Annotated in this window: 13 protein-coding genes; all 13 read left to right on the top strand. The window is 44.6% G+C overall.

Annotated features, from left to right (window positions below):
- Positions 1-112 precede the first annotated feature (112 nt).
- The 13 genes from WCK19_RS05280 (at position 113) to WCK19_RS05220 (ending at position 14,927) form a co-directional block, all read left to right on the top strand.
- A complete protein-coding gene (locus tag WCK19_RS05280) occupies positions 113-613 on the top strand; it encodes a polyhydroxyalkanoate synthesis regulator DNA-binding domain-containing protein (RefSeq protein WP_342396322.1) in 501 nt (166 codons plus the stop codon).
- An 8-nt stretch (positions 614-621) separates the two neighbouring features.
- Entirely contained in the window at positions 622-1,479 is an 858-nt protein-coding gene (locus WCK19_RS05275; RefSeq protein WP_342396321.1) for an amidohydrolase family protein, read from the top strand.
- Positions 1,476-2,072: a Holliday junction branch migration protein RuvA gene (gene ruvA, locus WCK19_RS05270; protein WP_342396320.1), complete on the top strand. Its 597-nt coding sequence runs from the start codon at positions 1,476-1,478 to the stop codon at positions 2,070-2,072. The genes WCK19_RS05275 and ruvA overlap by 4 nt, the downstream gene beginning before the upstream one ends.
- 326 nt (positions 2,073-2,398) lie before the next feature.
- On the top strand, positions 2,399-5,788 hold the full coding sequence (locus WCK19_RS05265; RefSeq protein WP_342396319.1) for a tetratricopeptide repeat protein: 3,390 nt from the start codon (positions 2,399-2,401) through the stop codon (positions 5,786-5,788).
- 172 nt (positions 5,789-5,960) lie between these two features.
- Complete coding sequence (locus tag WCK19_RS05260) at positions 5,961-6,119, top strand: hypothetical protein (protein WP_342396318.1); 159 nt, start codon at positions 5,961-5,963, stop codon at positions 6,117-6,119.
- An 89-nt stretch (positions 6,120-6,208) separates the two neighbouring features.
- Positions 6,209-6,529, top strand: a complete 321-nt coding sequence (locus WCK19_RS05255; RefSeq protein WP_342396317.1) for a hypothetical protein — start codon at positions 6,209-6,211, stop codon at positions 6,527-6,529.
- A 315-nt stretch (positions 6,530-6,844) separates the two neighbouring features.
- Complete coding sequence (locus WCK19_RS05250) at positions 6,845-8,122, top strand: glucose-1-phosphate adenylyltransferase (RefSeq protein WP_342396316.1); 1,278 nt, start codon at positions 6,845-6,847, stop codon at positions 8,120-8,122.
- A gap of 5 nt (positions 8,123-8,127) precedes the next feature.
- A complete protein-coding gene (locus tag WCK19_RS05245; RefSeq protein WP_342396315.1) occupies positions 8,128-8,892 on the top strand; it encodes a L,D-transpeptidase family protein in 765 nt (254 codons plus the stop codon).
- 138 nt (positions 8,893-9,030) lie between these two features.
- Positions 9,031-10,653: a long-chain fatty acid--CoA ligase gene (locus tag WCK19_RS05240; RefSeq protein ID WP_342396314.1), complete on the top strand. Its 1,623-nt coding sequence runs from the start codon at positions 9,031-9,033 to the stop codon at positions 10,651-10,653.
- A 351-nt stretch (positions 10,654-11,004) separates the two neighbouring features.
- On the top strand, positions 11,005-12,564 hold the full coding sequence (locus WCK19_RS05235; protein WP_342396313.1) for a hypothetical protein: 1,560 nt from the start codon (positions 11,005-11,007) through the stop codon (positions 12,562-12,564).
- Between the two features lie 385 nt (positions 12,565-12,949).
- The gene (gene phaQ, locus WCK19_RS05230; RefSeq protein WP_342396312.1) at positions 12,950-13,540 is read left to right on the top strand and encodes a poly-beta-hydroxybutyrate-responsive repressor; all 591 of its coding nucleotides are present in this window, start codon (positions 12,950-12,952) and stop codon (positions 13,538-13,540) included.
- A gap of 20 nt (positions 13,541-13,560) precedes the next feature.
- Positions 13,561-13,920, top strand: a complete 360-nt coding sequence (locus tag WCK19_RS05225; RefSeq protein WP_342396311.1) for a hypothetical protein — start codon at positions 13,561-13,563, stop codon at positions 13,918-13,920.
- 248 nt (positions 13,921-14,168) lie between these two features.
- Positions 14,169-14,927 (top strand): inositol monophosphatase family protein, encoded by a 759-nt coding sequence (locus WCK19_RS05220; RefSeq protein WP_342396310.1) that lies wholly within the window; start codon positions 14,169-14,171, stop codon positions 14,925-14,927.
- The last annotated feature ends 25 nt before the right edge of the window (positions 14,928-14,952 follow it).

Here is a 14,952-nt window from a genome sequence, read left to right as displayed (position 1 = left end):
AACGCACCCCTGTGCAGGGTCATATTGTAAAATGACCAACTACGAGGCGAAACCTTTGAAGAACGCTATGATGAAAACGATAACCTAATTGAGCAGCGCAGACAGTAATTTTATGCGTGTAATCAAACGCTATAACAATCGAAAACTCTACGATACCGAGACTCGAACCTATATTACACTGGATGTAGTAGCCAAACTTGTGGTATCAGGAGAAGAAGTTCAGGTTGTGGATAACGATACGGATGAGGATATTACCACCGTAATCTTTAGCCAGCTTTTGCTTGAGCGCGAAAGGGAGCAACGTTTTTTACCTAGCGGTATGCTCAGCCAATTGTTACGATTCGGGGGTGAAACCAGTCGCAAACTCGGCTCAACCCTCACCCGTCCCTTCACCCTTTCATTTGGGCAGTTTCTTGAACAGGAAGTAGAGCGCACCTTCAAGTTTTGGGTTGATATTGCGGAAGGGCGTGAAGAAGATATGTTGCGCTTTATTGAACGACTAGTTGAACAACGCCGCCGTACCCATCAAGCCAGTAGCCCAAATGAGAGCAATCGTAAAAATCCCAATAAAGTAAATCGTATTGAAATTATTGAGGACTTACCGCCCAAATAACCTTTCCCATGATTATTGACTCCCATACCCACATTTTTTCAAAAGATTTGATAGCCCACCGAAACGATCTATCCGAACGTGATGAGCGTTTTCGGGAATGTTACTCCTCGCCAAAAGCTAAAATGGTAACTGCCGCTGAATTGGTACAAGAAATGGAACGCGCAGGAGTAGATAGAACGGTTGTTACCGGTTATGCCTTCGCCGATGGCACACTATGCGCCGCTTCAAATGATTATATTATTGAGGCAATAAAGGCTTTCCCGGATAAACTGGTAGGGTTGGCGGCAATACAACCCCTTGAGGGTGATAGAGCGCTTTACGAAGCGGAACGCTGCTATGTAGCAGGACTACGCGGTTTGGGCGAGCTAACCGCCGATGGTCAAGGCTTTGACCTTACCGAACCTGCTTTATTCCACGATTTGGCAGCAATAACCATCAAATATAAGGCTGTCATAATGCTACATGCCAGTGAACCGCTGGGACATCTATATCCCGGCAAGGGCAAAACCACCCCAGATAAAATTCTCGCTTTAGCGCAGCATCACCCGGAATGCAATATAATCGCAGCGCATTGGGGTGGTGGGTTACCTTTTTACGAATTAATGCCCGAAGTAGCCAAAGCCCTTTCCAACCTATACTATGATACAGCCGCTACCACTTATTTATACCGCTTTGGCGTTTTCAGAGCAGTATGTGATTTGGCGGGGGCGCATAAAATCTTGTGGGCGAGTGATTATCCACTACTTGGGCAAGCTCGTTTACTGGAAAGAGTGCGAAAAGAAGCAATGTTAAACGAAACTGAATTAGAACTGGTGTTGGGTGGTAATGCAGCGCGTTTGCTGGGTTTGGAGGAAAGAGGAGAATGATAGCAGCGATTCGTGGGCAGTTGGAGCAAATGGGAACCGATTCGGCTCTTATCAATGTAGGAGGAGTTAGCCTGAGAGTATTTGTGCCTACATCCGCACTAGACGACCTCGGCGAGATTGGGCGAGAGGTAAAGCTGTTTACCCATTTCTATGTTCGCGAAGACCAACTTGCCCTTTATGGTTTCAAAACTTCTGAACAACAAGAGTTATTTGAAATGTTATTGAGTGTAGCAGGAGTAGGTCCGCGAGCCGCGCTTAACTTAATAGGAGCGGCTGATGTAGGCGCAACACATCTGGCTATTGCACAAAGCAACGTAGATTTTCTAAAGAAAGTATCCGGCATTGGACCCAAAACCGCTGCCCGAATCATTCTTGAACTGAAGGGGAAATTGGTGGAGGTGCAACCGGCAAAACCAAGCCGGAATGTCGAAGCAACCCCCACCGTATTGGAGCGGCGACAATTGGTAGAAGCGCTGGGTGGTTTAGGTTACACCCCAGCAGAGATACAAACCGCTTTGAACGCACTTCCGGCAGAGCAAGAGCTATCGCTTGAAGAGCAAGTGCTGGAAGCGTTGCGTTTTCTGGGACAATAAAAATTAGCAATATGCTACTTTATTAGTTTCCTCAAAAATTGAGATTCTCGCATTATTTATCGAGATTTAAGCCCCAAATTTCCTATTATATTTTTATAAATATTAGAACCCTATATTTGTTCTTCATTATTTGAACGGGTGAAAGCTAAAAAACCATAATGCTAATAAAATTTTAGAGTGCGGTTAAATTTATGCAGATAAATTCGCAGATTTTATAATAATAGTATTGTAAAATAGTATAATAATAATACTTTATCATATTGTAAGCTTATAATTTTAGAATTATAATTGATTAATATCTAGATGTATAATTATTTATAGCTAGAGTGGATAAAACAATTTTAGTTGCAAAAATTACAGCGCCTAAAGCACGAGGGTTAGTCAGCCGCCAGCGTTTGATTGATGAAATCAACGACTTTGATTCTTATCGTTTGCTCTTGATTTCGGCGGGATCAGGTTATGGTAAAACAGCCCTCCTTGCCGATTTTGCCGCACAAACCTCAGCGCGGCTGATTTGGTATTCCCTCGATGAAGGAGATAGAGACCCCCTAAGATTTTTCCGTTATCTAGTGCAATCGGTCAAAGCATTTTTTCCTGAATTTGGTATCCAATTTGAAGCACTTTTGGGACAAATCGAATCTGGTAGAAGCCTAGAGCAGGAAAATAATCTCCAGCGATTGGCTTATCAGTTTGCAGAAGAATTGGCAACCCAAATTTTGGTGGATAACAAGCTTTCTGTGATGGTACTAGATGATTATCAATACGCTGAAAGTGAGCCAGTTGGAACCTTTATGCGGCATCTGTCGCTCAAGTTACCCGAACGTTTCAGACTGATTGTCTCTACCAGAAGTGTGCCAGACCATTTGCCGCTCGCCTATTTATACGCCAAACGCCTGATAAAAGGTATAGGAGCAGCCGAGTTAAGCTTTAAACATCAAGAAATTGCTGCTTTGCTGGTAGAGGTGTATAAAATTAAAGACCCAAAGATGGTTGACAAGTTGGCGGAATACTCTGAAGGTTGGGTCACAGCTGTTATTCTTGCTATGGTTAGCAGTAACACATCATTAAGCCATCTTAATAATCGGAGTGGACCATATGGACAGGGCTACTTGGACAGTTCGGCTCTATTTGAATATCTGGGTGATGTGGTTCTAGCCGACCAACCGCCCGATATTGAGGATTTTTTGCTGCGGACTTCTTGCTTACACCTTTTAAGTCCTGAACTTTGCAATGAACTTACCAGTTTGCAGGATAGTGAGCAAATTTTAGAAAAACTGGACAAGCGCAAGCTCTTTGTGGAAGCGGTAGCCCAAGTTCCTTCTAGCGACTTCGGCAAGCCTGACACCTATTATTATAAATATCACTCGCTTTTCAAGCGTTTTCTACAGTCGCGCCTTGCCAATAAGAAAGAGAGGTGGCGTGAGTGTAATCTAAAAGCGGCGGAACTGGCTATACGTTCAGAATATTATGTAGAAGGGGTGCAGAATTACCTCGCTATAAATGAAGGGCGAAAAGCGGCGGAAATAATAGCCGGACTGGCTACTCCTCTTTATGAGTCCGGGCTTATCACCCGCTTGACCGAGCTAATCGGCTTAATCCCGCAAGAAGCGGTGGAATCTATCCCGGAACTTGCTTTTATTTATTCCAGAATTTTATTTGACAAAGGGCAGAGCGAAGCCGCGCTAGGATTAATCGAGAAAGCAGAAAAGGTTTACCTTGAAAAAGGGGCTGTCGAAGATGCGGCAATGTGTATAGCGCAACGCGCCCTCACCTTCACACGTATGGGGCAGGTGGAGGAAGGAGCGCGTCTGATAGAAAAAGCTTCGGCATTGGCAGACTGGGGTGGATTGAGTCCGGAAAAAATTTACGCGCAAGCGCTAATATCCACCAGCGCCGGGATAGTTAATACCGAACACGGTCAGATTGAACAGGCTGAAACCTTTTTTAAAAAAGGTCAGGATTTATACCGACAGCTAGAACTTAAATACCGGGTTATGATGAGCGACATTTATCTGGCAACCCTGTATAAATCAATGGGTCGTTTAGTACGGGCAGGAATATACTATGACAAAGCCTTGAAATATTTTGCAGAAGTAGGCAATCAGAATCAAGAAGCCTATTGCCGTTATGGTCTGGCAATTTGCCAGATTATGAGAGGAAACTATCGGGAAGCTACCGAACAGCTTAACCTCACACTAGAATTGACCGAAAAACTGGGAAATCTCTATCTAAAAGCCAATGTGATTTTTCAACAAGGCAATATAAGTAATTTTACCGATAAACATGTAAATGCGAGAGAGCAATATGAATCTGGATTGGCATTAAGCCGACAAATTGGGTTGCGCATTCTTGAACTTGAAACTATCGCTATGCTGGCGCTTAACAGTCTACTGGAAGGAAATCGAGCCGAAGCGCGGGAATTTTTAATACAAGGTCACGAGCTTAATCGGGATTACGGCATGAAAAAATGTGGGGCAATGCTGGAGGTTGTTAACGGGTTGCTCGATTTGGAAAACCGCTATTATAAAAGGGCATTAGCTCCACTGGAACAGGCGGCGAAAGCTTTCAAAGAACATAAATGGCTGGATTGGTTATGCCGTTGTCGCTTATATCAAGCAATTGTTTACTTTTCAATGTCCGAATTCAAACGAGCAGTAGGGCTTCTGGAAGAAAGTATTGGATTAGTACCAAATATCGGCTTCGAACCCTACCAACCCTTTGACCTAATACGAGCCTCCTCCTTATTTGAATATGCGGCAAGAAAAAAAATCAGCAACAACCTTCATGAATTTCTACTACGCAAAGGCTATCGTCAAAGCTCGATTCTTTCTGAAAACTCTGGCATGGATGCTGTTACCTTTGATGGCACAGTAATAGCCCAATTTGAAACCGAATTTACGCCCCCACCCGCTGCCTCACCGCTTGAGTTTCAAGGAACTCCCAAGCTTACACTGTTGCGCCCTAGTCAGGATTCAACTCCAAACCGTTACAGTAGCCGTATAACCGGTAGCAACTTCCAACTAGAAGTAAGAACACTAGATGGGGGCAGGGTTTGGACAGCGGAAGCCGAAATCGAATATTGGCGCATTAGTAAAGCCAAAGAACTATTCTTTTTTCTACTGGAACATGGCAAATCAACCAGAGAAGAAATCTTTGATAGGATATGGACTGATGTTGACCATAGCGCAGCCGCCAATAATTTTCACTTCACCCTAAGCAACTTACGACGCTTGATTAAGCCGGTAGATATTAAATTCTCCAGCCAAAGTTATACCTTGAGCGGTGAAATCTGGTGTGACGCGCTTGAACTGGAAAAAACTGTCAAGGCGGCTTTATCCAAACCGCAAGAACTAGAGTTGGAGCAACTGGCAAAAGCGCTCGATTTATACAAGCGTGACTATCTGGATCAAATTTATAGTGATTGGGCAAGCCCACGCCGTCAGGAGCTTTTAAAAATTTATCTGGAAGGGTTGTCATTGCTTGCCAGTACCTACGAGAAACAACGCCTAGTCAGCCAAGCAATATTAAGTTGGCGACGTTATCTGCTAAGAGATGAATACCGCGAAGAGGCATATATTGGTCTAATCAATTGCCATTTGGCAATGGGAAACAAGAAAGAAGCCCAGCATTATTATGAAGAGTGCCGCCACATTATGAAAGAAATTGACATAGAACCATCCTCTGAAATTAGGGCATTGTTGCCTAAATTAGCCTGACACAAATCTTATAAGCTTCTCATAGCATTACTTACTTTCAACTATTAACAATTCCTCATAGCACCATCCCGATTCGGTGCTAAGTTTTTGCTAAGAGTCCTTTCATATCATATAGATACTGAAAGTGACTTCTTATTGTAAATGGGAAATGTAGTTAAAAGGAGTCTGGGATATGCACAAGCTGATTAATTTTGTATCTTCAGAAAAAGGTCTGGCTGCAATGCAAGTTTTAGCTTTCACAGCAGCTTTAGTCGGTGGAATTTTGAACATATGCCCCACTGATAATACTACTCCAGCATTGAAAGTCGTTGCTGAAGTATGGCCTTGGTAAGTAACTAGCACAAAAAACCTTTCCTCCGCAATGTAGCGGCACTGGAATACTCGGTATAGCTCTCTTTAGTAGTGAAAGAGGTGTCGTCAGTGTTTTCAATTCAGCAACTTGATAAGCTAGCCGGGGCAATAATACTTGATAGAAAGTTGGAAAGAGATTTCCTCCAAAACCGTCTTAGTGCGCTCGATATGTACAATAGAAATTACGCGCTTCGCTATGGAGAGCAACCTATCTATCTGTCTGATGAAGATAAAGAATTAATTCTTTCAGTCAGCGCTGGTAGTGTCCCAGAGTTTTTTGCTATATTGTTAGATTTAGTTGGCAGAAAAGCGGCTAGTCCGGCAAAAGTTTACCTCGAAAACAAAAATTACAATCACGAACTTGCAAAGCTGCAAGGTTCAGTCGCTTAACATAGAAATATCAGAAAAAACGGAACCACTATGGATCCGCTTTACCTTTTTCCACAACTAGTTTTACCCTATGTCACTTCATCGAGAGCGTTATACCCACGCTCTCGTTTTTTTTCATAGAGTTTGCCAGATTCACCTATAGAGCCGCTATGAGCAACCACCTTTCCTCAAAAATTTACAGGCTTGGCTTTTTACATTTACTCGTTTACCCTTTATAATAAGGTAATTGTAAGGTTAACCGCGTCCACATACGTGGTTTGCCTGTATCTATAATAATTTCCTTAAATTTATAAATATTGTAGAGAGAAGGTCTGGATGAGTAAGCCAAATAGTGAAGTAATGGCAATAATACTAGCGGGCGGTAAAAGTGAGCGCCTAAGCGTATTTACTGAAAAAAGTGCTTTACCCTCCTTGCCGTTCGCTGGAAAATTCAGAATAATTGATTTCACTTTGAGCAACTGTGTTAATTCCGGGCTTGACGATATTATGCTCCTTACTCAATATCGCCCGCTTTCTCTTAATGAACATATCGGTAATGGCAAACCTTGGGACCTTGACCGCCAACACGGGGGGGTGCGAATTGTGTCACCCTATCTTGGAAGGAAAGAGGGGGGATGGGACAAAGGAACTGCCGATGCGGTTTACCAGAACATTGAAGAATTGCTTGAAGAAAATAGCGATAATGTATTGATACTGGCAGGCGACCATATTTACAAAATGGATTATAGCAAAATGCTCAATTTCCATCTGGAAAATGAAGCAGATGCTACTATCGCCGTGATTGAAGTGCCAGCCGAAAGCGCCAGCCGCTACGGCATTATCACCGCAAACAAAAAGGGCGAGGTTGAAGATTTCGAGGAAAAACCCCGCCGCCCACGCAGTAACCTTGCTTCGATGGGTATTTATATCTTCAACAAAGAAGTGCTAATTTCGTTGCTCAACCGTGATGCGGGTGACCCGAACAGCCAGCACGATTTTGGTCGCAACATTATTCCGCTAATGCTAGACAATGGCAATAGGGTAGTTGCTTATTCCTTTAAGGATTACTGGCGCGATGTTGGGACAGTCCAATCTTACTGGGAAGCGCATATGGAATTGCTAGAGTCTCCGCCACGCTTAGATTTATACGAGCGGGACTGGATTATCTATACTCGCAGCCAAGAACGCCCACCTGCCATTGTAAGCTCAAAAGCACATGTGGAACGCAGCCTGATTTCGCATGGTTGTCAGGTACGAGGCACAGTAATACATAGCGTGCTTTCGCCCGGCGTAATCATAGAAGAAGGGGCAATAGTGCGCGATTCGGTCATCATGGGAGATGCAGTTATCGGTAAAAACTCGACACTTGACCATGTAATTGTGGATAGCGAAGCGGTTATAGGCGCAAACAGCCTGATAGGATACGGCGAAGATAATACGCCAAACAAACTAGAACCGCGCAACCTGCATACTGGTATTAGTGTAATCGGAAGCCGCGCGCACCTACCGGAAGGCGTAAAAATCGGACGTAATTGTAAAGTAGGGCATGACCTTAGACCTGAAAACTTTGGGCAGTTGGAGTTACCCAGCGGCGGAACCATAGAAGCCAGATAGATTTGATGAAAAAATTAGCGGTTTCTCTGTTTGCAGGACTTCTGGTTCTGGGCGGTGTAATTTATTTGGGTTGGATACAAGTTAATGAAAGCCGCGCTCTAGCGCCTAGTACGAAGATTTCAGCTACTACACAAGTATTGCTTAAACCTACGCTTGCTATTTCGACAATTCCAGCGACTACTGTTGTTAACCCTGAAACTCAACCGCTGCCTGCTGAAGCCACGCCAACCACGATTGCGCTTGCCACACCTGACGAAGCCACGCCACTCCCTTTAACTGCTCCCGAACCAATTATTGTAGAAGATATTATAACGCAAGGATTGGTGAATACGCCACCCGTTGAAGGTAAATGGATAGATGTAAACCTGACAGACGGCACAACTCGCCTAATGCACGGTCGGGAATTGGTCAAGGCTTTGCCAAGCGCATGGGGCGAAGGCGAACCCGGCGCTGCAACCGATTTCTACGCCACTGTGCCGGGCGTTTATACCATTTATAGCCGCTCTGACGCATTTTGGTACGATTATAATTACTCTATGTTGTGGATTTACGGTTTCATCGGTTTCGATCCCGAACGCGCTAACGGCTTTCACTCTTTCCTTTATGATAATAATGGTAATCTGGTAGATAGTAGGCTCGGTCCTGTTTCGCATGGCTGTGTTAGAGTGGAGGATTGGAGCGCAGTATATAACTTTTCAGAATATGGAATGACTGTAATTGTGCATGGGAAAACTTCTAGCTCGATTCCCCGACTAGTGTCGCCAAGTTAATTCTCCGTTAATTTGACAAGTATAAGAACGCTTTGTAACATACATAGCAGTTGTTTTCCTGTTATTTCCCCAAAAACATAATAAGAACAGACACACGCTTATAGCGTAATGCATTAGCCATCCAAAGGAGCAGGTTCTATGCAAGGCTTGATGATGAATTATCAGCTTACTATCCCGACTATTTTAAGGCGGGCAGAGCAAGTTTATAGTTACAAGAAAATTGTAACGCGCCAGCCTGACAAAAGTTTTCACGAATATACCTATGCCGACTTCGTAAGACGCACTAAAAGGTTGACTCTGGCTTTACAAAGATTGGGCGTGCAACCCGGTGAAAGAGTAGCCACTTTCTGCTGGAACCATTACCGTCACCTAGAAGCATATTTTGCCGTCCCAACATTTGGGGCAGTGTTACATACCCTCAACATTCGCCTTTTCCCCGAAGACCTTACTTTTATCGCTAATGATGCTAATGATAAAGTAATCATCGTTGATAAAATCCTGTTGCCCTTATTTGAGAAGTTCAAAAATAATATTCAGGCGCGTACCTTCATCGTAATTTCGGATGATGGACAGGTGCCAGAGGGCATGTACGATTACGAAACCTTGCTGGCAGCTGAAGACGAATCAAGCTTTGTTTATCCTGAATTTGATGAGAACCAAGCTTCGGCAATGTGCTATACCTCTGGCACAACGGGAAAACCAAAGGGGGTTTTGTATTCGCATCGCGCGGTAGTGCTGCACTCAATGGGTGCGGCTATACCAGATGTGATGAACCTGAGCGAAGCTGACACGGTGCTACCGGTAGTGCCGATGTTCCACGCCAATGCTTGGGGCTTGCCCTATACCGCCACAATGGTTGGCGCAAAGCAAGTATATCCGGGACCACACCTCGATGCGGTGAGTCTTCTCGAAGATTTCGAGCGCGAAAAAGTTACTTTAACCGCCGGAGTACCTACTATCTGGCTTGGAATCATCCAGTACCTTGAGGCGAACCCGAATCAATTTAACCTTACTCCCGGTATGCGAATGGTTGTGGGAGGTTCCGCTGCGCCTGAAGGTATGATCCGCAACTACGACAAATTTAATCTGCGAGTAGTCCAAGCTTGGGGTATGACCGAGATGACTCCCCTTGGCACTATGGCGAATCTGCCAAGCATTCTTAATGATGAGTCCGATGATGTGAAATATGCGTATCGTGCCTCTCAAGGTACTCCCGCGCCAATGGTTGAAATCAGGGGGCGTGGCGATGATAATGGATTGATACCGTGGGATGGTAAAACCATGGGCGAACTTGAAGTGCGCGGTCCTTGGATTGCGGCTTCGTACTATAACGCCCCGCAAGGAGCAGACCGTTTTACTGAGGATGGTTGGTTCCGCACCGGCGATATTGTCACAATTGATTCTCGTGGCACTGTAAAAATTCAGGATCGTAGCAAAGATTTGATTAAGTCGGGCGGAGAGTGGATTAGCTCGGTTGATTTGGAAAATGCCTTGATGGCACATCCTAAAGTAGCGGAAGCGGCAGTGATTTCGGTCTTCCACCCCAAATGGGCAGAACGACCGCTTGCTATTGTGGTATTGAAACAAGGGCAAAGCGCCACTGTCGAGGAATTGAAGGATTTCCTGAAACCCAAGTTTGCCCCATGGTGGTTACCGGACGCAATTGAGTTTGTGGAGTCGATTCCGCGCACTGCGACCGGAAAATTCCTAAAAACTGCCTTGCGTGAGCAGTTTAAGGAGTATAAAGTCGGCGTTTCCTAATAACATAAATCATCGGTTTGATTGAAATGAGCAGCAAGATTATAAGGCGATCTTGCTGCCTTTTTATTTATATTTATTGCAATTTATAGCTTATATAATATTGAAAGGATTATTAATGACAAATTAGAGTTTATACTATAATGCGATTATAGAGGCTAGTGTTAAAATAAATACATATTTGTTTACTATTATATTTACTTTTTGTTGCTATTATACACATAACTCCCTTTGGAATGGGCGTAATTAACAGAGTTGTTAATTATACACTTGGCATCTTTGCCAATCGCAAGAAAAGAGGGTAATAGTATGCATTCTCACCACTTGAAAGCAAGCAGAGGAATTCATCTGTTTGTGAGTATGCTCCTAGTTTTAACGCTTTTCGCTCCATCCTTCGTCCATGCCGAACCTTCATTTACCAGTGACCTATTCAAAACAAAATGGCAACGTGCCGACAAGCCCATCAGCGATGGCACTGCCAATCCTTCCCGTAGTTGGTTGTGGGGACCTGATAGCTTCTCCCCAGTCGCCGGAAATACCGAACCCTACACCGAAAGCCCCGGCGGTACTCGCCAAGTTCTCTACTTCGACAAAGCCCGCATGGAAATCAATAATCCTGCCAACCCGCTTGTAACCAATGGCTTGCTGGTACGCGAGCTAATCTCAGGTAAACAAGCGGCGGGGGATACCACCAGCATCACCAGACGTGCCGCTGATGACATATCAGTAGCAGGTGACCCGGCTAACAACAACGGTCCAACTTACGCCAGTTTTGCCAAAATTGCCAGCTTGAACAACGATAATCCTTCAACTGACAAAACCGGACAACCGGTAGCCGATACCATTGATAAGGCTGGAAATGTTGGCAGCAACACCGAACTAGGCAAGAAAGCCAAATATGCCTATTTCGACAACGCTTTGAAGCACAATATACCAGATGTATTTCTCACCTTTATGAACCAGCGCGGGAACGTATATGTGAACGGGCAGTTGGTGAACGACCAGCCCATATTGGGCGAGAATACATTAGCTCCATGGCTGGAGGCAGCCGGCTTACCGATTACGGATGCCTATTGGGGCAAGGTAACGCTGGCAGGTCAGGAAAAAGATGTGTTGATACAAGCGTTCGAACGCCGAGTATTGACCTTCACACCTGACAACCCGCCCGCGTTTCAGGTAGAGATGGGCAACGTGGGACGGCACTACTACAACTGGCGCTATAATCAGAAATACGATGAGTCGGCGGTTACACCTACCCCAGTCCCAACCGCACCTCCAACCACCACTGCACCTGCGCCTACTAGCGGCTGTGATAGCTTACCAGCCAGCACCGGAGGGGCTTACCCGATTTTGAAATGTGGACCTGCCGGAATGGTCATGGGCGCGATTGCTCCAATGGGAAATAATGAATTGGTAAATATCACGATTATAGCTGGCTCAGGAGGGCTAGGCTCAATAATTATGTATGATGTGGATGTTTCCAATCCCGATGGTAACCTCCTATATTCCTGGGCATCCACGAAAAATCAACAGGGTCAATGGAAAATCACTTTCCAAGGGGTAAGTAGTGGCAAAGTAGCTGAAACTTATCTTTGGGCTGAACCGCCAGTTGATAAGCCAACTATTATAGTTTTCCCGAATCCGGGACGACTGGATCAGGATATTACTACCGTGATAGTAGGCTTCAATCCGGGTGAACAAGTTAATGTGCTGTTTACACCGCCAAACCCGCAGGGAGCATTTGCGGGGCATTTACATGCTTCTAGTATTGGTGGTGGTTGCACTTGGATTTGGACAGTGCGTGAAATGTACAAAGGCTACGAACAATACTTGCAACCCGGAAGATGGTTGATAGTCGCAAGCTCTGCTGATGGACAACGCAGCGCCAACGCAACTATTACCCTTAACAAATAGCCGCAAGCTGTTGCACATTAAGCAACCTATGTAACCCAGAGGTGGGGATGAACTCCAAAAATATGTGGGACAAACTATAGCAAGTAGCTTGACCGAGTTTTATCCCTCACCTCTACTATTAATCTCTATCGAAAGCCCAACCTCTTTCATCCATGCTCCCCAGTTTCCTCTGTTAGGTCAATATATTTCGGACTGGTGAAATGGCTTCCCTGTACCCCCTTAAGCGGCTTCGATTTCAAAAGACCTCACTTTACCGCTGTTATCACTTTGAGCAAATTTATAAATTCGATTGCAAACCTATTGACATATTTGTATATAGGTGTATAATGCACATAGGTAAAGAAAAAAGATGAATGCTAACGCAAGGACAGATAGCAGTAAAAATATGAATACTAAAGACACTGCTGATAAAGAAAACAGTGAAACCACGCTGAATGATACTGCACCGGCGGAGGTTTTAAAACCACACCGAAATGGTGGTGGTCCCGCTAAAGGTATCAAAAGTGTACGGGAAGAAGAGGATAAAAATCCTATCCCTGAAAAAGAAGCTCCCGCAAAAGCTAAAAGTGAGGAATCGAGTTTTAGCTTTGCCCCGAAAACTTTTCTCCAGCCTTATATGCTACTCCTGTTAAAACAGTGGAGTATGCACGGGTATGAGGTGTGGGAGAGGTTGATGCGAATGGGCTTTCCGGGTTTCGATCAGAATGATCGCGCTACTGTGTACAGGGCGCTAAGGCAGCTTGAGAAGGAAGGCAAAGTAAAAAGCGAATGGGACACCAATGCAGAAGGTCCCGCCCGGCGCATTTACACCCTAACCGATGCAGGCGAAGAATTTTTGAACGTCTGGGCTAATGGTCTTGACCAATATAGAAAGACTTTAGACTTTTTTTTCAAATTATACACTGGTGGAATGGTTCCTAGTCCCTTTAGTTTTACCCCCACTATCGGGGAAAATAACGATAAAAATACTAAGTAGCTTTCAGGAGGCTAAAACAAATGAACGATTGGATAACCACTACTAACAAATTGATGGATTTAGCTAACGAATATTACTACGGCGCGGTAAACAGCATCCTATGGGGTACCGAGAAATCCCTCGCTTTGACCAAATCAATTGTTGCTCAGGTTGAAGCCAACCAGCACGAAGGCAAGAAGTTGCTCGAAGATTACAGCGAACGCGCACGCCGCACCCAAGGTATCATCCAGGAAGTATGGCAGGAAGGCGTAAAGTCCACCACCACCAACATGAATGCCTTGCGCGTAGCCAGCGATGCCGCAGTAGTTGAACTGGATCGCAAGATTGAGTCAATCAATGAAAAACTCACTTCGACCGGCAAGAAAGTTTCCAATAACTAATTTTCAGTAATTTAGTACCCCTCCCGGTATCCGGCAAGGGGTACTAAATGTATTTATCAGTTTTCCTCTCACATTTTACAAATATCTATCTGTCCATCCATTCTTTCTCTCCCAAAGTTCCGGTCTCGACCCAATGAAGCCGGAACTGTTTTTTTTATATGCTAAATTTTGCAAATTTGCATTTATTACTATTTCCCGGTAGATTACAAACATCATAATAGTTATTAATAGAGCGTGGAGAGTGAAGCATGCAGAATCTGAAAAGCATCCTTGAATTTGCTGTTTGGGCATCAAAACAGGCAGGAGATATTACTAGTCACTATTTTAAAACTAATCTTGAAATTGAGACTAAAGCCGATACTTCCCCCGTTACCATAGCTGATCGCGAATCTGAAAAAATGTTGCGCCGCCTTATCAAAGACCGTTTTCCAGACCACGGCATTCTAGGTGAAGAATTTGGCGAAATCAACGCAGGTGCAAGCTATCGCTGGATTCTTGACCCTATTGATGGCACCGTTTCATTCATACACGGGGTGCCTCTTTATGGAGTGATGATGGGGCTGGAAATTGAGGGAGAGGCTGTGTTGGGGGTAGTAAATATGCCCGCCATAAATGAAATTGTGTACGCCGCGAAAGGATTGGGTTGTTTCTTCAACGGTAGGCTCACCAAAGTATCTGAGGTAAAGCGTTTGGATGAAGCCATGCTGCTGGCTGGTAACATCCCCGCAACTCCCGATGATTCTTTCTGGCGGGTCAGGCAGCGCGTTAAAAATTTCAGGGGATGGGGCGATTGCTACGCTCATATGCTGGTTGCAACCGGACGCGCCGAAATAATGCTTGACCCTGAGCTTTCTATCTGGGATTGTGCCGCACTGTTACCGATTTTGCGAGAAGCAGGTGGAACTTTTACCGATTACAAGGGAGTAGCCACAATTTACGGGCAATGCGGGATTTCCACCAACGGTTGGTTATTTGAGCAAGTTATGGAGTTGATAAAGCAGGAATAACTTGGTAATTTGTGGTAAAATTCGG

It is taken from the genome of Candidatus Chlorohelix sp., from assembly GCF_037138995.1.
Classification (GTDB): Bacteria; Chloroflexota; Chloroflexia; order Chloroheliales; family Chloroheliaceae; genus Chlorohelix.
This window is presented reverse-complemented; position numbering and strand designations above follow the sequence as displayed.